This window comes from Sulfitobacter sp. THAF37, assembly GCF_009363555.1.
GTDB lineage: Bacteria > Pseudomonadota > Alphaproteobacteria > Rhodobacterales > Rhodobacteraceae > Sulfitobacter.
In genome coordinates this window covers 170,959-187,207 of the sequence record NZ_CP045373.1, presented here as the reverse complement: position 1 = coordinate 187,207, position 16,249 = coordinate 170,959, and the positions used below count along the sequence as shown (strand labels likewise).

Below are 16,249 nucleotides of genomic sequence, written 5' to 3'. Positions count from 1 at the left end.
CATGGCCCATCCTCTCCATCACGCCGAAAGCTCGGCCCGTAAGTTTGGCGGTGTTCCGGATGATTACCAACATGTGCATGATTGGTTCGATGCATCCAAAGAGCACCTGGCCCTCTTCGTTCACAGAGCCTATCGTCATCATACGGCCGGGGTCTATGATGCTCAACGAATTTTCGGCCACAGCCTGATCAACAGCGCGGGCCGGGTCGTCCCGATCCGCTGGATCGGCGAGCAGCATGTGCGCGAGGATTGCCAGGGGCGCATCCCGTCGCTGGCGGACTGGCTCGGGCGCATTCAGCCGGAACCGTGGATGGCCAATGGCCGGATCGACAATGATCCGACGCAGATCGGCAGCGATCCGCGCGCGGCTTGGGTCGCGGCGGTCTCCAATCACCAGACCATTCTCGGCTTCGAGGATTGGCTGCTGAAGGTCTCGGTCGAGCACGTCCAGCATCGCGAGAACCGCGCCGCCGCCTGATCCATGGGGGCAATGACGCCAACGCCCCTCGGAAAGCACTCTGATCGACCCGCTCGAGCCACTACCGGCCGGGCGGGTCGATTTCGTTTCAAGAAAGGACATCGATATGCACGACCCTGTCTATGAGGAGGCCCACCGCGGCCACACCATCAAGATCTACCACGACCCCGACGCTGAGAGCCCGCGGGAGTGGTCCAACCTCGGCACGCTGATTTGTTGGCACCGCCGATACCGCCTGGGTGACAGCCACTCCTTCGACAGCCCCGAGGCGTTCTTGCGCGATCTCTCGGGCATCTCAGCGCAGAGCGACCTTTCGATGGACCAGCTGCGGGACCGCGCCGAACGCAAGTCCGTCCTGCTGCCCGTGTTTCTCTACGACCATTCCGGCCTCGCAATGAACACGATCGGGTTCCATTGCCCGTGGGATTCCGGTCAGGTCGGTTACGTCTATGTGACGCTCGAGGCGGTCCGGACGGAGTTCGGCGTGAACCGCGTCACCAAGGCGCTGCGCGAAAAGGCTGAAGACATCCTGCGTGCAGAAATCGTCAGCTACGACGCCTATCTCGGCGGTCGGGTTTATGGCTATGTCATCGAGCGGGACGGCGAGGAGGTCGACGCTTGCTGGGGGTTCGTCGGCGACTATGAGACGGGCAGCCTGTCCGAGGCGAGGGCGGTTGTAAATCGTCTGATCTTGCGAGAGGCACACGTACCCGGCGCCGCCGGACAGGGCGCGAGCTCATCCCCGAGCTGAACCGTCCGAAATACCCAGATATGCTATTTATGAGTATTACGGAGGTGAGCATGGCAAGCACAAGCGTCACACTTGGCCCCCATTGGGACGAATTCATCGCCCTGATGCTTAAAGAGGGGCGTTACGGGTCAACCAGCGAGTTGATCCGCGCCTCTCTGCGCCTGATGGAGGAGCAGGAAGGTCAGCGGGCGCGGCTTCGCGTTGCGCTGATGGAGGGCAAACAATCCGGTGACGCCGGTCCGCTTGACATGGATGAGATCAAGCGCGAGGCGCGGAGCCGTTCCGGCGCTCCTGATGCGTAGGATTCATCACTCCCAGGCGGCAAAATCCGACCTCGTCGATATCTGGGTCGAGACACATGGGCAGTGGGGCGAGGCGCAGGCGGACCGCTATCTCGATGATATCGATCGCGCCCTCAAGGGTCTCATCGCCAACCCGCAAATGGGGTCTGACTGTTCCGATCTCTTGCAGGGTGCGCGTAAACTAATCACGGGCCGGCACCTCGTGTTCTACGAGCTGGACCCGGACAGGATATTCGTGATCCGGGTGCTGCATCAATCCATGGACGTGCCGCGCCATCTGCGGCCGACCTGACACAGGGCAATTGCGTACCGGGGCTTTGCCATGAAAGAGCGAAAGACAGGGCGGGAGGGGTGACCCCTCCCGGGTGAGAGAGTGCACGCGGGGCTCGGGACCAACCCTAAACCCCGGAGATTGCCGATGAACGCTCACCCCCATTCCGTCCCTCTTGCGCCCGAGGCCGGGGCCCCTGCCCGCCCGGAAGCCTCGCGCTTCGCCCAAAACCTGATCCAGGCTGCAAGAACCCTCGTCCCCTTGTTAGAGGCAGGCAGGTCCATCGACGCCGCTGCCCTGCGCGCCGCGATGGAGGATGCTTTCGGCGCAAGCGACACGAGTGGTGCCTGGGTCTGGAAGGACGCCTATGAGGCCGCCGAGGCGGCCCAGATCCTGATGCTCGCACGCTACGGCGCGCTGATGCAGCGGCAGGCACCCTCGCCGCAAGCCTTTCTCACCATGATCGAACGGCTGGCTTGTCTGGCCCCGTCGCACACGCGGCGCTCCGAAGACAGTGTCCGGCTGCAACAATTCTCGACCCCTCTTCCCCTGGCGGCCATCGTCTCGCATGCGGCGGGGTTTCGGGACGACGACCTGATGCTCGAGCCGTCGGCGGGCACCGGCATGCTGGCGATCTTCGCCCGGATCGCAGGCGCTCGCCTGGCGCTGAACGAGCTCGCGGAGACGCGCCGCGCGTTGCTGGAGCAGCTATTCTCCGACGCTGCAGTCTCGGAACACGATGCCGCCTCGATCGACGACCGTTTGGATCGGTCAATCACGCCCTTGGTTATTGTGATGAACCCGCCGTTTTCTGCGGCCAACCATGTCGAGGGCAAGTTCCGGCAGGCCACCAGCCAGCATGTTCTCTCCGCCCTGGCGCGTCTCGTGCCCGGCGGGCGTCTCGTCGTCATCACTGGCGAGAGTTTTCGCCCCTCCACGAAGAGTTTCCAGTCGACGTTTCAGCGGATCGGGCAGAGCGCTGACGTTGTGTTTTCCGCAGCCATCGACGGCAAGGTCTTCGCTCGGCATGGCACAACGATCGACACTAGGCTGACGGTGATCGACAAGCGCGTGGCTGGTGCTGAAGAGACCGCACCGGCTGATATTGACGCCGCCTATCATCCGATCTGCGCGACCACGAGTGATCTTCTCTCCGCAGTGCTCACCCATTGTCCCGCGCGCCGCAACCCCCTGCCCTGCCCCACTGGCGCGGCTCTTTCGGTGCCACCTCGCCCGACCCGCACCAACCTGCATGCCCTGCGCAACGCCGCGCGCCAGGAAACCCGCGCCCTCGCCGAAGAACGCGCGAGGCATCCCTTCGATGACGTCGAAACCGCCCCGCTCGACTACCTGCCGAAAGCCTGGAGCGAGCCTGACGGTGCTTTGCAGGACACGGTCTACGAGGCCTATGACCTTCAGGCGATCCGGATCGATGGTGCGGTGGAGCATCCGACTGCTCTCGTGCAGTCCGCCGCCATGGCATCGGTGCCGCCGCCCGTGCCGATCTATCGCCCGCTCCTGCCGGCGAGCCTCGTCGCGGACGGCCTCCTTTCTGCGCCGCAGCTCGAAAGCGTCATCTACGCAGGGGATGCCCACGAGACGCACCTGAAGGGCTGGTTCAAGCGCGGCGAGATCGAAGGTCAGTTGATGGCAGCGGCCGAGGGTGACGAAAGTGCCTTTCGCCTGCGCAAAGGCTGGTTCCTCGGCGATGGTACCGGCTGCGGCAAGGGGCGGCAGGTCGCGGGCATCATCCTTGACAACTGGCTGCAGGGCCGCCGCCGCGCGGTCTGGGTCTCGAAGAGTGACAAGCTCATCGAGGATGCGCGGCGCGACTGGATGGCGCTCGGGGGGCGCGAAAGCGATATCGTGCCGCTCTCGAAGTTCCGCCAGGGGAGCGACATCAGGCTTCCCGAAGGCATCCTTTTCGTCACCTATGCGACGCTACGCTCGGCAGAACGCGAGGGCAAAGCCTCCCGCCTCGATCAGGTGACGTCCTGGCTCGGGAACGCGTTCGACGGGGTCATCGCTTTCGACGAAAGCCACGCCATGGCGAATGTCGCCGGCGAAACGTCTGACCGCGGCGACAAAAAGGCCTCGCAGCAGGGCCTCGCTGGCCTCGCACTGCAAAACGCGGTGCCAGATGCGCGTGTGCTTTACGTCTCGGCCACCGGGGCTACGGTCGTCGGCAATCTCGCCTATGCCTCCCGACTTGGTCTCTGGGGTACGGGGGATTTCCCCTTCGCAACGCGGGCAGAATTCGTCGCCGCGATGGAGGCCGGGGGTATTGCCGCCATGGAGATGATCTCGCGCGACCTGAAGGCGCTCGGGCTCTATCTGGCCCGCTCGCTTTCCTATGCCGGGATCGAGTACGAGATGCTGGTGCATGACCTGACGCCCGCCCAGGTCGCCATCTACGACAGCTACGCCGACGCCTATCAGATCATTCACAATAACCTTGAGGCCGCCCTTCAGGCCTCGGGTATTTCGTCTGAGACCGGCACTTTGAACGCCCAGGCGAAATCCGCCGCGCGCTCGGCCTTCGAGAGCAACAAGCAGCGCTTCTTCAACCATCTCATCACCGCCATGAAGTGCCCCTCTCTGATCCGTTCGATCGAGGCAGATCTGGCGGCGGGTCATGCAGCGGTGATCCAGGTGGTGTCGACCAGCGAAGCGGTGATGGAGCGTCGCCTCGAAGACATCCCGCCCTCGGACTGGGACGATCTGCAGGTCGATTTTACGCCGCGCGAGAACATCATGGATTACCTGATGCACTGCTTCCCGACGCAGCTCTTCGAGCCCTACACCGACGAGAATGGTGATCTGCGCTCGCGTCCAGCCTTAGATGGCGACGGCAATCCGATTATCTGCCGTGAGGCGGAGCGGCGACGGGATGATCTGATCGAGCATCTTGGGGCCCTCGCCCCTGTGCAGGGCGCGCTCGACCAGATCCTCTGGCATTTCGGGGGCGAGGCTGTGGCTGAGGTCACAGGGCGCAAGCGGCGCATCGCGAAGACGCGCGAGGGACGGCTCAAGGTCGAGAACCGTCCCGCCTCCTCCAACCTCGGCGAGACACAAGCCTTTATGGATGATGCCAAGCGCATCCTGATCTTTTCCGATGCGGGTGGCACCGGGCGCAGCTACCACGCCGATCTTGGGGCCAAGAACCAGCGCCTCCGTGTGCACTACTTGCTGGAGCCTGGTTGGAAGGCCGACAATGCGATCCAGGGGCTGGGGCGCACCAATCGGACCAATCAGGCGCAGCCGCCACTCTTCCGCCCCGTCGCAACCAATGTGAAAGGCGAGAAGAGGTTTCTCTCCACCATCGCGCGCCGCCTCGACACTCTCGGGGCGATTACAAAAGGACAACGCGAGACGGGCGGTCAGAACATGTTCCGCGCCGAAGATAACCTCGAGAGCCCCTACGCACGCGCAGCGCTGCGGCAGTTCTTCTACAAGCTGCGCGCGGGCAAGATCGAGGCCTGCTCCTACGCGAAGTTTCAGGAGATGACCGGGCTGACGCTCGATGAGGCGGATGGCACGATGAAAGAAAACCTGCCGCCGATCCAGCAGTTTCTGAACCGCTGTCTTGCGCTCAGGATCGACATGCAGGATGCGATCTTCGAGGCCTTCGGCGGGTTTCTTTCGGCCATCATCGAGGATGCACGCCAGGCGGGCACGCTCGATGTCGGCCTCGAGACCCTGCGCGCCGAGAAGTTCGAGATCGTCGATCGAAAGGTCATCTTCGAGCATGAGGCGACGGGGGCGACGGCCACCGCCCTGACCGTGGAGCGTACGGATCGCAACGATCCGCTCACCCTGCCCCGGGTCAAGACCATCTGTGTCAATACAGAAGGCGCGACGCTGTGCTGGAACAAGACCTCCAAGCGCGCGGCCTTGATGGTCAAGGCACCGGCCTTCATGGATGAGGACGGTGCGCCGATCCTGCGGGTGAAACTGCTGCGTCCCATGACGACCGAAATCCTCGCCGCCACCGATTTTTCGAAATCACACTGGGAAGAGGTCGATGATGCGATGTTCGAACAGCTCTGGCAGGCCGAGGTCGATGCGGTGCCGGAGTTCACCACCTCGAAGATCACGCTTATCTGCGGGCTCCTCTTGCCGATCTGGGACCGGCTGCCCGCCGACAACATGCGCATCTATCGCCTGCAGACCGAGGATGGGGAGCGCGCCATCGGCCGTCTCGTCAGCCAGGAGCAACTCCTGAACGTCTACGCGCGGCTTGGGCTCGATTGTCAGATCGAGATGGCGCCGCAGGAGGTCTTTGCTGCGGTGATGGAAGCGAGGACGACCCTGAACCTGCTCGGCGGTTACCAACTGCGCCGCTCTATTGTCATGGGCCAGCCAAGACTTGAACTGATCGGCGCGACGGGTTCGGCCTTACCCGCACTGAAAGCGATGGGCTGTTTCACCGAGGTGATCCAGTGGAAGACGCGGGTCTTCATCCCGGTGGACGGCACCGAGGTTCTGGCGCGAGTACTCGCCGAACATCCGGTTGGCGCCAGCGGCGCGGATGCTGCCGCATGAGCGCGCGCCGCAGTATAGCAGACCTCTCGGTCGATCTGGCAGACCGTGCCGAGAGTTTCTGCCGCCAGTATTTCCCCGAGGGGCGCAAGCAGGGCAATTATTGGCAGGTTGGCGATACCTCGGGCGCGAAGGGCCAGAGCCTCGCTATTCGGTTGCAAGCGCAGGGTGGGCGCAAAGCCGGGTCCTGGACCGATTACGCGACGGGGCAATATGGCGATCTGATCGACCTGCTGCACGAACGGCTTGGTTCGGTCACGCTCAAAGAGACGCTGAGGGAGGCCCGGTCTTTCCTCGGCGAGGCCCCCTGCCCTACCGTACCTCGTGAAACCCAAAGGGCTGAGCGCTCGGATTCTGCCTCCAGCAAACGCATCGCGCGGGCGCGGAGACTTTTCGCCGCTGGCAAGCCGGTTCTCGGCACCGTGGCCGCCACCTATCTGCAGGGGCGCGGGATCACACGGCTCGGCCCGGCCCTGCGTTATCACCCGCGGGTCTTCCTGTGGCAGGGTGAGGACGATCCCGATCCGCCGCAAAGGGCCCCTGCCCTGCTGGCCAAGATCACCGACAATCGGGGACAGGTCACCGGCTGCGCGCGCACCTATCTGGACCCGTCCACCGGTGGTTTGGGTGCGATCGAGAGCCCGAAACGGATCCTCGGACAGTTGCACGGCCATGCCATCCGCTTCTGGTCCGGCTCACCTCGCTCCGATCTCATCGTCGGCGAAGGGCTCGAAAACACCCTCTCGGTCGGAACAGCTCTTCGGGAGTTCGATCTCGCCTCCTGTCTTACCGCCACCCATCTCGGCCTCTTCATTCCGCCGCCGGGCGTCAAGCGTATATGGATCGCACGGGACAACGACGAAGCTGGTCACAATGCATCAATGAGATTGCGTAACCAACTGGAATCGCTTGGAATTACCTGTGGTGACCTCGTGCCGCGCATGGGCGATTTCAACGACGATCTGCGGGCATTCGGCAAGGATGCGCTGCGCCGCTCCGTGCTCAAGGCCATGAAAGCACATGGTCTGGAGATCGAGGACGGGTAACCGCCAACCTCCCTTGTGATGTCCGACAGGGCAAAGGGTACGCCGGTTCGATCTGATCCCGTTTGGACAAGGGGAGCGATGGACCGGCGGGTCGGGGCTGAGTGCCCCTCGCCCGGGCAGCAATGCGCCCCGAACCAGAAAATTCCCCTGAGCCTTCGGCTCATTCCTCGCGGGACCAATTTTCCGGCCCGCGGCGCATTCTCCGCTGTGCTCCGATCCTGACGGATGCGGCCCGATCGCCGCCGGTCCTGGTATCGCCCCATCCAAATCGGGTCAGATCAAACAGAGGAACCAGAAAATGCCCCATCAGACAGACATCCAAGAGGAGACCGGCGTGACCTCCGCCATCCTCGACCACCTGGCGCTTCACGGCGCAACGCCCGGGCCCGGCGAGACCGATCATCGCCCCCTACCCCAGCCCGACGAGGTCGAGCTCGCCATGGCGACGCTCTTTGACACCACCATCGGCCTCCTCACCGGCAGCCAGTTGGAAGACAATCTCGAAGAGATGCTCTGGTCCCTCACTTCGATCTTCCATCGCCGGCTCACCCATATCCAGAAGCTTCTCGACGACAACGAATTTGAGGTCCGGGAAAGTCTGGCGATCCAGGACGGCTCCGAGGTCGCCTCAGTCGAACTCGAGCGCCTCCAGATGATCGGGCTCAAGCTCTGGGACCATCGCGACGCCTTCGAGCAGATGCGCGATCTGGCCGTGGATCACTTCTCGGCCGCCACCGGTTCGCCCTGGCTACCCCGCACCGGATCCAAGGTCTCGCATCGCGGTCTCACCTCCGCCGTGGTGGACAGCCGGGCCTATCTCTCGGCCAAGCGCCGCAAGGAGACCGAAGTGCACTGCCCCGAAGGTACGCGGATCGCTTTCTCGGGCGGGGACTATCACGCCTACGATCTGATCTGGTCCGTCCTCGACGCTACGCACGCCAAATACCCCGACATGGTGCTGCTGCACGGCGGCACGCCCAAAGGTGCCGAGATGATCGCGGCCCGCTGGGCAGATACCCGTGGTGTCACCCAGGTGGTCTTCAAGCCCGACTGGAAGAGCCACGGCAAGGCTGCCCCCTTCAAGCGCAATGACAAGATGCTCGAGACCATGCCCCAGGGCCTGATCGCCACCCCCGGTTCGGGCATCACCGAGAACATTGTCGACAAGGCCCGCAAGCTCGGGATTCGCATCAAGAGGATCGGGGCTTAGGCCCCGGTTCTACCATGACATCAGTCAGGGCGCCTGTGCGGTTCGCTCTAAGAGTTTACAGAGGTGCCAGTTCTGCGGGATTTGGTCCGACAGACTGCTGAGTGTGTGGATGAGTGTTTCTAGCTGGTCGCTGTCGCGGGCCTTCCTGAAGCCTCGTGACGCTCTCGTCGTCCCGCGATCAGCGGGATGTTTGCCGAAAGGCACCCCATGTCGGCCAGGAAACTGACCAATCCGACGATCGTCTTGAACTCGCGCAACTTGAAGACGCTACGGCTCGTGACAAGCATCTTCGCATCCCGGCCATCCTCCGTCACCGCGTGCACGACCAAGGAGCCATACCAACTGTTGTGGCGCTTCTCGGCAGTCTGGTTGCAGATCACCTCGATGAGGTAGCCACTTGTGAGCAGATCGCGCAGGCCATCCTCGGTGACCACATTCGGTGTTGCGCCGTCCAACTGCTTATCATCTTCACTTATGCCGACACGTATCGGGATTGGAGCGGGCCCGAGCTTCTACGTGATCTTCCGGGTCGCAAGCGTCGTTGCTCAGTTTCGCGATGCCATACGGGACATCCTCGAAGTTCGCAACGCGGCCGGGGTTGAAATCGTCGGGGATCGATGCGCGTGTCTTCGCCCTGGTATTTCACCTTCTCCAGCCTGTTAGATCACTTTCTGCTTGAGGCCCCTGGGTGACTCGACCGAGGAACTGAACACGGGCCGGTGTTGCGTTGCGACGGGTCGTGGTGTGTATCGAAAGATCAGGTGTGACTGTGCAAGGATCGCTTCGGCATTCTTGGCTGTCGGCTGTTCACCCAGTTTCCTTCGCGGCCACCGCACTTCTCCGGGTGTCTGAGTTGCATGACATGCTGGTCGCAGCTGTCGTCCCGCCCACAAAGGTTGTCGCCGATCTTTTTCCCCTGACCCTGCGGGTCATTCCGCGCGGACCAAAAAGACCGTCGCCTGCCCCTCTCCGCTGCGCTTCGCCTTCGGTGTGCCCGGGCCTTGGCCAGCTGCAAGGTGACCATCATTGCAACGCAAACAAGGAGAAGAGCAATGACCACGAACTGCATCAAATTCACCAGCGCCGACATCGAAACCGCTAAGGGCGTCGGCTCCATCTCGACCCTGACCTTCGACCTCGACATCACGGTCGAACCCGTCGCAAGCGCCAACCCGATGGCCCCCACGCACCGCGTCCTCGGCCGTTCCCCGCGCGGCAAGCTGGTCGAGTGCGGTGGCATCTGGAAGAAGCAGAACAAGGAGACCGGCGCCGACTACTACACGCTGACCATCCGCGACCACGGCTTCAACGCAAACCTCGGCAAGGCCGCCAACCAGGACGATCTGTCCCTGCAGGCGATCATCCCCTGGGGTCCCAAAGACGCCGCCTAAGCCAACAGCCAGGCCGCTCCGGCGGTCTGGCTGCACCAAGCCTCGAGGTTTTTGCACGCGTGCAAAATCACCTCGCGGCTCAGGTTGCTGTCCGTATTTTCAATCGGTGTAGCCCATATTGTGCGCCGAAAATCCTGTAGGCGTACAATATCTGTACATTTCCTCAAAAACCGTGCTATTTACAACTCGGAGCGATTCCGTGAGAGAGTCGAAATGAGAGCGGTGTAATGGGCGGCAGTATAGAACAGTTCCTTCAAGAGCTCGAGCGGGGCCTTGGCCGGACCATGGTCTCGGTCAACAAGGAGTTGACGATGCGTGAGCGCATCAAGCGCTCTTGGTCGATGCGTCAATGCGCTCGCTTCCTGAACATTAGCCATCAGCATCTAACGAAGTTCGCTAAGGACAATGAGGATTTTCCTGCCGGCAAACATGTAGGGCGCGAACGTGTTTTTACACTGACGGAGCTGATGCACATCCGGGCTTTGATGGCTGCATCAGCAAAGCGGCCTGAGCATTTTCTTGCTTGGCGCAAACCCGACGATCCTTTGCCCGTCATTTCATTCGCAAGTCAGAAAGGTGGTACGGCAAAGTCGCTTAGTGCTGCGCACTTCGCTCAGTACCTGAGTCTGCACTACGGCATGCGAGTCGGCGTCATGGACGCAGACCCCCAGAGCACGATCACGCTCTATTTTGTCGGCGGCGAAGAAATGCCAACTTTGCCAGATGACGAAACTCCGACGATGGTTGACTTCGCGGGGCTGTTTCAGACCGACGAGTCCATCCCTTACACTGACTATGATGCGGAGACGCTTGACGGGTTCTTCAAGAAAACCTCTTGGCCGGGCGTGCGGCTAGTACCTGCGCATGGCGAAACCTCAGAAGGTGAAATTCAGATCGCGAGGTTGTTGCGAGCGGGCACCCCGGAAAAGCGGTTCTACAGGTTCCTAAGAGACTCCATAGATCGTTGGAAAGAGGGGCATCCACCGGTCACCCGTCCGAATGAACTGGTGAGCAACGGTAGGGTCGACCAAGCGAAGCTTGAAAGTGCCCTCAACGAGACCTTGGACTGCATCATCATCGACTATCAGCCTGCGCTGACACTGTTCCAGCTGAACAATGTGATGGCGTCTACTTCGTTGATTATCCCGCAGACGATGAAGGGGTTCGACATTGCGACCTTGTCCACCTTTGTGACTGGTCTCCTCACCATGCTGCGCCACATTTTCGCGACGGATCGGATCGATATGGGCGGTGCGGCACATATGCTGTTGCCCACGATCGTGCAGAGAACAAATGAGCAAGATCTCACACAGGTCGGCAACCTGCTCGAAAACTGCCCAGATGAGGTGCTGCCCGTATTCTATCTTCGCTCCGATGCTATTTCGAACGCGTCGGACGTTTATCAGTCCGTCTACGAGTATGACCCAGATACGCCAGGCAAGCGAAAAGGCATCAACAGGTTCATCGAGAATGCTGACGCAGTGAATGACGCCATCGTCTCACGCCTCTGGCCTGGTCTTGAGCGTGGCTATGCCGAGGATTGGATGCAGAACTTCTACAATTTCGAGGAGGAAGCCGAATGAAGCGAACATTGAGCAGCTCGGTCCTCAAGAAAAAGTCCGCGCGCCCAGATGAGAATGTGTCTGCGGCTCCTGGATCTGGTGCAAGCGAACAGGTCCACGAAGACGAAGCGAAACTGGTTGGTGGGGTTAAGCCAAGACTGGGCGGCTCTGGCAGTGCTTGGAAGGCCGGAGCGCTTTCAGACGCCAGCCAGATGCTTCACGTTGAGCGCGCACAGGTCGTGGAGCGCATTCTCGCGGGTCGACATGAGTTGCAGATTGATCCGTCTCAGATCGTGGACGTGATTGGATCGGACCGGCGTGAAGATTGGCGCGACCAAGAGGCATTCGAGAAGCTCAAAGAGAGTATCGAGAAGAATGGTCAAGATACGCCCATTCATGTTCGGCCAGCGGATCCTGATTGGCGACCGGATGAACGTGAGCCCGAGAACGTAGAAGGCGTGACATTCCAGTTGATCGTGGGTCGGCGACGCCATGCGATCCTTGAAGCTTTGGGATTGCCTGTCCGCGCCATTCTGGTTCCACAATCCCATCGGGGTTCCCGTGAAGAGCAGTTCGAGATGCTATTCATGCGCTTCCGGGAAAATGAGGAACGTGAAAACCTGAGCGCATTCGAGCGTCTGGTTTCGATAGGCGAAATGTTCGAGCGGCTACAAGATGCCAAACCGGACGAGAAGATAACTGCAACCGAGTTCGCCAAGCGTGTGGGTGTCCATAACAGCGCGGTATCACGTGGTCGCGCTGTCTATGCGGCTAGAGGTGAGATTTTGCACACGTGCAAAGATGTCTACGATCTCAGCCACCGTGACCTCGAAAAAATTCTTGGCGACCTGACTAAAAAGCCGTCCAAGCCTGCAAAAAAGAAATCGCAGAGCCCAAAGAAACTCACGGTACAGCGAAAGATCGGTTCGCGGAAATTGAGTGTTACAGGGCAGGGCGGGAAGCTCTCTGTCGCTGCCACGGGGCTAACATTGGACGAGGACATTCTCAGAGGTTTGAGTGATGTCATCGCTGAGTACTTGGAGAAACACGGATCGAAGTAAGAGGCAGGAGCCGCGGAGACGGTCGTCTTCGATCCAAACGAGGTAAGAAACAGGAGCGGATATGCTTTGAGATAACGGCAAAAGAAAAGCCCCCAAGCTGAGAGCCTGAGAGCTTATCAAGATTAGTTTGGTCGCTATCAAGATAGTTCTCCGGCGAATCACTGTCAACAGCAACGCTCCTGAGCGAACGGGATTCTTTTGCCCTCCATCAAGCAGAGGAGGCGAGAACTATCCATGAAACATACAGGTTGGCGCAAGCCGACACCGGGTCTTGGCATTGCAGAGCAGCTTGCCCAAGCCGGTGAACAGGTGGCTGTACCCAAAACGCGGGCCTTCGTGGCCGTGAAGCGGGTGGGGGCCTACATTGGCCTCAAGGCCGGAGACTTGATGCTCCTCGACACGCTGGGGGCCTTCACCCAAGCCCAGGACTGGGAAGAGGGCCAGCGCCCGATCGTCTGGGCGTCGAACGCCTATCTGATGGAGCAGACGGGGTTTTCGCTCTCTGCACTCAAGCGCCATGCACGGCGGCTGGCCGAGATCGGCGTGATATCCTTCCAGGATAGTCCGAACGGCAAGCGATGGGGCCGTAGGGACGCCGAAGGGCGCATTGTCGAGGCCTACGGTTTCGATCTGTCGCCTCTGTCGGCGCGTGTCGAGGAGTTCGAGGAGCTCCATGCCGATTTGCAGGCCGAGCGCGAGCTCTGCCAACGCCTGAAGCGTCAGATCACTGTGGCACGCCGCATGATCCGCGCGCGGATCGAGGCGGCCGTCAGCAGCGCGCTGCGCGGGCCTTGGACGCAGTTCACGGGGCTCTTCGAGGAGCTTCTGGACCGGCTTCCGCGCCGCCATGAAGCGTCCGAGCAGCTTGCACGGCTGCTGGGCTGGTTCAAGGAGCTACAGGAGCGCGTCGAGGCGGCCTACCTCAAGGCAACTGAGGCCGTGCTGCCTGTGGAAAACATGCCTGAAACCAAGGAGCAAGTTCCCGAGAAGACTCAAGAAATGAACCCCAGGGAGGTCATTTCTGACCCTCATATACTAATTACAAACCAACTTGATCCTGTAACTCGTAATTCCTCAGAAAATGAGGAAGTCGCGGCCGTAGTGCCCAATGCTCAGCCCGAAGATCAGGTTGATAGGGAGCTGGAAGAGTGGGTGGCCGAGGTGCGCAAGAAGCGCGCTGCGCTGGATCTGCCCACAGTGATGCAGGCCTGTCCTGAATTTGCGTCCTGGGCCCGCAATATGGGCGGGTTCCTGAAAGATTGGGGCGATCTGCATCGTGTTGCCGGTCAACTCCGGCCGATGATCGGGGTGTCCGAGCATGCGTGGAACGTAGCGCAGGACCGATTGGGCAAACAGGTGGCGACAGCGGCGCTGGCGCTTGTATTCGAGAAGCATTGCGCGGGCGAAGTGTCCTCACCGGGCGGCTATCTGCGCGGCATGGTCGAAAAAGCCGGGGCCGGGGAGCTGCATCTCGAGCGCAGCTTCTATGGCAGGCTCAGCGGGCAGGCGGCGTGATGGGGCAGGGGGTCAGAGACCGGCGGCCTTGGTCAGGTTCACGCGGAACCGGTCGCGCCGGCGCTGGTAGCGGCGGGTCATCTCGGCCGAGGCATGCCCAAGCTGCTTCTGGACGTAGCGTTCGTCGACTTCCGCTGAACTGGCGAGGCCAGCTCGTGGCGAGTGGCCAGAGAAGAGGGCGAGGCGTTCCTTCTCAGGCAACTCAGATCGGATACCGGCATCCAGAACCGTACGTTTGACCAGCCGGGCGACATGCTTGTCGTTCAGACGTGTGTCGAGGGCGCGCTTGCCATCACGCGAGGTGCCGACGAAGACCGGACCGAAGTCGATCTTCGCAAAGTGCAGCCATTGCTCCAGTGCATGCACGGGGCAGGTCTGATCCTTGGAGCCGCGTCCGATCTCGACTTCGCGCCATCCGGTCTTTGCGTTGAGGGTCAGGAGGGCGCCTTTCTCGAAAATCTCGATCCAGCCGCCGGAATCCGGCGTATCGTCTTTGTGCACGTCCAGGGTGACGATTTCTGAGCGGCGCAAACCCCCTGCATAGCCCAAAAGCAGGATCGCGCGGTCTCGCAGCCCGCGCAGGTCATAGGGCAGGGTGGCCACCATCGCGAGGATATCCTCGGCCAGAATGGCTTCCTTCTGAACCGGCGGTCGCGCGTGCTTGCGCTTGATCCCCGCTAGGACCGAAGCAATGTGTCGGTTCTTGCGATCAAGGTTGAAGCCGCGCTGCACGTAGTTCCAGGCGAGACCCGACAGGCGGCGGTCTATGGTGCTGACCGAAAGGGTAGGGGAGGGGCCTGACGCGGAGGCCAAGTCTGCCAAGTAAAGCCCGATCATCTCGGGAGATGGAGGCAGTGGCTCCGCGCCCTTCATTCGGCACCAGCGTGCGAAGTGCGCCCAGTCCTTTGCATAGGCCTTCAGCGTGTTGTCCGACGCCGCCGCGCGTGCGTAGTCGCGGGCCGTATCGACCAGCCGATCGAGCGTGCCCGAGCCCGCTATAAAGGACGGAAGGCTCAAGGCCTCGTCGTCAGGACGATCTCTCTCGTTTTCTTCGTTGGACGAAGGCCGGATTGGCACGTCTGAGCTCGATTTCTCGGTGTTTTCTGACATGCCGCTGAGCATATTCTTTTGCGTCCGATAAGGCAAACTTATTGGACATAGCGCGATCTTGCAGGCTGCGGCGGTTCTAACGCTATTTTCTGGTGAAAAGCGCCGCGATGACGTAGGCTCCAAGCATGACATATGCTCGGCTCGATCACACCAGCGACCTCGACACATTACCCCGGATGCCCGCCTGGGTCACCTCAGCGCGGGCTGAAAGCCTTGAAGATGTTGCGTTTTTGTCGGGCGCAGCGCTGAGCCACCTGCATGTTGTGCTGGAGCGCGAGGAGGTGCCCCAAGCCTTGTTGCGGGATCGGCTCGCGCTGCGCGCAGCGGAGGCCTGTGTCGCGTTTTCGGGGCGCCTGGAGAGAGCAGGGGATCTGCGCGACGCGGTGCATTTGTTGCGTTCTGGCGATCTGCCGGGACCGGCTGGCGAGACCTGCCTCGCCTGGCGGCGCGCGGTGGAGCGGCCGGTGTCGACCAAGGCTCTGGATCGAGCCTTGCCGGCCTTCGAGTCGGGCAAGATCGCGATGTGGCTCAATGCAGGGAAGGGGGCGCCGGTGACTCGGGCCGCGATGGTGCTGGAGGCGGTGCTGACGGAGGCGCCACGCGCTGACGTAGCTTCGCTGGTCCTCGCGGATGCGGCTCTCGCCCAAACATTCGGTTGGGATCATCTCGTGCCGTTGTTGGCCGCGGGTCTGAAACGTGCCGACCTGCGCAAGCAGGGCGACGATTTGCGTCTCGTCTGTCATCGGGCACTCATCTTATCGGCGGTCGAGGCTGTGCGTCTCTCCGCCGACCTCGCGCGTCGGGCGGCACACCTAAAGGCCGTTGCGCCAAAGCTTCGCGCCAAGGGAGCGGATGCCGCTGTCGAGATGTTCCTCACCCGCGATGCCGTGGCACCTTTGGCCTTGCCCTTGTCGGATCGCGCCGCGCGGCGGCTTTGCGACCGACTGGTCGATCTCGGCGCGGTGCGCGAGCTGACAGGGCGAGACACGTTTCGGCTCTACGGGGTGTAG

Annotated in this window: 14 protein-coding genes; 12 read left to right on the top strand and 2 right to left on the bottom strand. The window is 61.5% G+C overall.

Features of this window, described 5'->3' with window-relative positions; translation table 11 throughout:
• Position 1 precedes the first annotated feature (1 nt).
• From FIU94_RS17720 to FIU94_RS17690, 7 genes are all read left to right on the top strand, one after another.
• Positions 2-478: a hypothetical protein gene (locus FIU94_RS17720; RefSeq protein WP_027246193.1), complete on the top strand. Its 477-nt coding sequence runs from the start codon at positions 2-4 to the stop codon at positions 476-478.
• Positions 479-584: 106 nt separating this feature from the next.
• Complete coding sequence (locus tag FIU94_RS17715) at positions 585-1,229, top strand: hypothetical protein (protein ID WP_152467176.1); 645 nt, start codon at positions 585-587, stop codon at positions 1,227-1,229.
• 50 nt (positions 1,230-1,279) lie between these two features.
• A complete protein-coding gene (locus FIU94_RS17710; protein WP_093037612.1) occupies positions 1,280-1,531 on the top strand; it encodes a type II toxin-antitoxin system ParD family antitoxin in 252 nt (83 codons plus the stop codon).
• Complete coding sequence (locus tag FIU94_RS17705) at positions 1,524-1,823, top strand: type II toxin-antitoxin system RelE/ParE family toxin (protein ID WP_152467175.1); 300 nt, start codon at positions 1,524-1,526, stop codon at positions 1,821-1,823. Before FIU94_RS17710 ends, FIU94_RS17705 begins: the two co-directional genes overlap by 8 nt.
• A 126-nt stretch (positions 1,824-1,949) precedes the next feature.
• Complete coding sequence (locus FIU94_RS17700) at positions 1,950-6,347, top strand: strawberry notch-like NTP hydrolase domain-containing protein (RefSeq protein ID WP_152467174.1); 4,398 nt, start codon at positions 1,950-1,952, stop codon at positions 6,345-6,347.
• Positions 6,344-7,390, top strand: coding sequence for a toprim domain-containing protein (locus tag FIU94_RS17695; RefSeq protein WP_152467173.1), 1,047 nt, complete (start codon positions 6,344-6,346; stop codon positions 7,388-7,390). Before FIU94_RS17700 ends, FIU94_RS17695 begins: the two co-directional genes overlap by 4 nt.
• Positions 7,391-7,688: 298 nt before the next feature.
• Positions 7,689-8,600 (top strand): DUF2493 domain-containing protein, encoded by a 912-nt coding sequence (locus tag FIU94_RS17690; RefSeq protein ID WP_152467172.1) that lies wholly within the window; start codon positions 7,689-7,691, stop codon positions 8,598-8,600.
• Between the two features lie 119 nt (positions 8,601-8,719).
• On the opposite strand, the gene FIU94_RS17685 is transcribed toward FIU94_RS17690, so the two are convergent.
• On the bottom strand, positions 8,720-9,055 hold the full coding sequence (locus FIU94_RS17685) for a hypothetical protein (protein WP_152467171.1): 336 nt from the start codon (positions 9,053-9,055) through the stop codon (positions 8,720-8,722).
• A 597-nt stretch (positions 9,056-9,652) separates the two neighbouring features.
• Here FIU94_RS17685 and FIU94_RS17675 point away from each other — a divergent pair.
• The 4 genes from FIU94_RS17675 to repC all read left to right on the top strand — a co-directional run bounded on the left by FIU94_RS17675 (position 9,653) and on the right by repC (position 14,129).
• Positions 9,653-9,991, top strand: a complete 339-nt coding sequence (locus FIU94_RS17675; RefSeq protein ID WP_027238685.1) for a DUF736 family protein — start codon at positions 9,653-9,655, stop codon at positions 9,989-9,991.
• A 227-nt stretch (positions 9,992-10,218) separates the two neighbouring features.
• On the top strand, positions 10,219-11,574 hold the full coding sequence (locus tag FIU94_RS17670) for a ParA family protein (protein ID WP_172839586.1): 1,356 nt from the start codon (positions 10,219-10,221) through the stop codon (positions 11,572-11,574).
• On the top strand, positions 11,571-12,614 hold the full coding sequence (locus FIU94_RS17665; RefSeq protein ID WP_071974416.1) for a ParB N-terminal domain-containing protein: 1,044 nt from the start codon (positions 11,571-11,573) through the stop codon (positions 12,612-12,614). The genes FIU94_RS17670 and FIU94_RS17665 overlap by 4 nt, the downstream gene beginning before the upstream one ends.
• 234 nt (positions 12,615-12,848) lie before the next feature.
• Positions 12,849-14,129: a plasmid replication protein RepC gene (gene repC, locus FIU94_RS17660; RefSeq protein ID WP_152467169.1), complete on the top strand. Its 1,281-nt coding sequence runs from the start codon at positions 12,849-12,851 to the stop codon at positions 14,127-14,129.
• A gap of 12 nt (positions 14,130-14,141) precedes the next feature.
• Here repC and FIU94_RS17655 read toward each other — a convergent pair whose 3' ends face one another.
• Positions 14,142-15,251, bottom strand: coding sequence for a tyrosine-type recombinase/integrase (locus FIU94_RS17655; protein ID WP_152467168.1), 1,110 nt, complete (start codon positions 15,249-15,251; stop codon positions 14,142-14,144).
• Positions 15,252-15,364: 113 nt separating this feature from the next.
• Here FIU94_RS17655 and FIU94_RS17650 point away from each other — a divergent pair, with 113 nt between their 5' ends.
• Entirely contained in the window at positions 15,365-16,249 is an 885-nt protein-coding gene (locus FIU94_RS17650; protein ID WP_084353839.1) for a DUF1403 family protein, read from the top strand.

Coding starts and splice junctions, on each gene's coding strand:
- FIU94_RS17720 (WP_027246193.1), top strand. CDS start 2: ATGGCCCATCCTCTCCATCACGCCGAAAGCTCGGCCCGTAAGTTTGGC.
- FIU94_RS17705 (WP_152467175.1), top strand. CDS start 1,524: ATGCGTAGGATTCATCACTCCCAGGCGGCAAAATCCGACCTCGTCGAT.
- FIU94_RS17700 (WP_152467174.1), top strand. CDS start 1,950: ATGAACGCTCACCCCCATTCCGTCCCTCTTGCGCCCGAGGCCGGGGCC.
- FIU94_RS17695 (WP_152467173.1), top strand. CDS start 6,344: ATGAGCGCGCGCCGCAGTATAGCAGACCTCTCGGTCGATCTGGCAGAC.
- FIU94_RS17675 (WP_027238685.1), top strand. CDS start 9,653: ATGACCACGAACTGCATCAAATTCACCAGCGCCGACATCGAAACCGCT.
- FIU94_RS17715 (WP_152467176.1), top strand. CDS start 585: ATGCACGACCCTGTCTATGAGGAGGCCCACCGCGGCCACACCATCAAG.
- FIU94_RS17650 (WP_084353839.1), top strand. CDS start 15,365: ATGACATATGCTCGGCTCGATCACACCAGCGACCTCGACACATTACCC.
- FIU94_RS17670 (WP_172839586.1), top strand. CDS start 10,219: ATGGGCGGCAGTATAGAACAGTTCCTTCAAGAGCTCGAGCGGGGCCTT.
- repC (WP_152467169.1), top strand. CDS start 12,849: ATGAAACATACAGGTTGGCGCAAGCCGACACCGGGTCTTGGCATTGCA.
- FIU94_RS17655 (WP_152467168.1), bottom strand. CDS start 15,251: ATGCTCAGCGGCATGTCAGAAAACACCGAGAAATCGAGCTCAGACGTG.
- FIU94_RS17690 (WP_152467172.1), top strand. CDS start 7,689: ATGCCCCATCAGACAGACATCCAAGAGGAGACCGGCGTGACCTCCGCC.
- FIU94_RS17665 (WP_071974416.1), top strand. CDS start 11,571: ATGAAGCGAACATTGAGCAGCTCGGTCCTCAAGAAAAAGTCCGCGCGC.
- FIU94_RS17710 (WP_093037612.1), top strand. CDS start 1,280: ATGGCAAGCACAAGCGTCACACTTGGCCCCCATTGGGACGAATTCATC.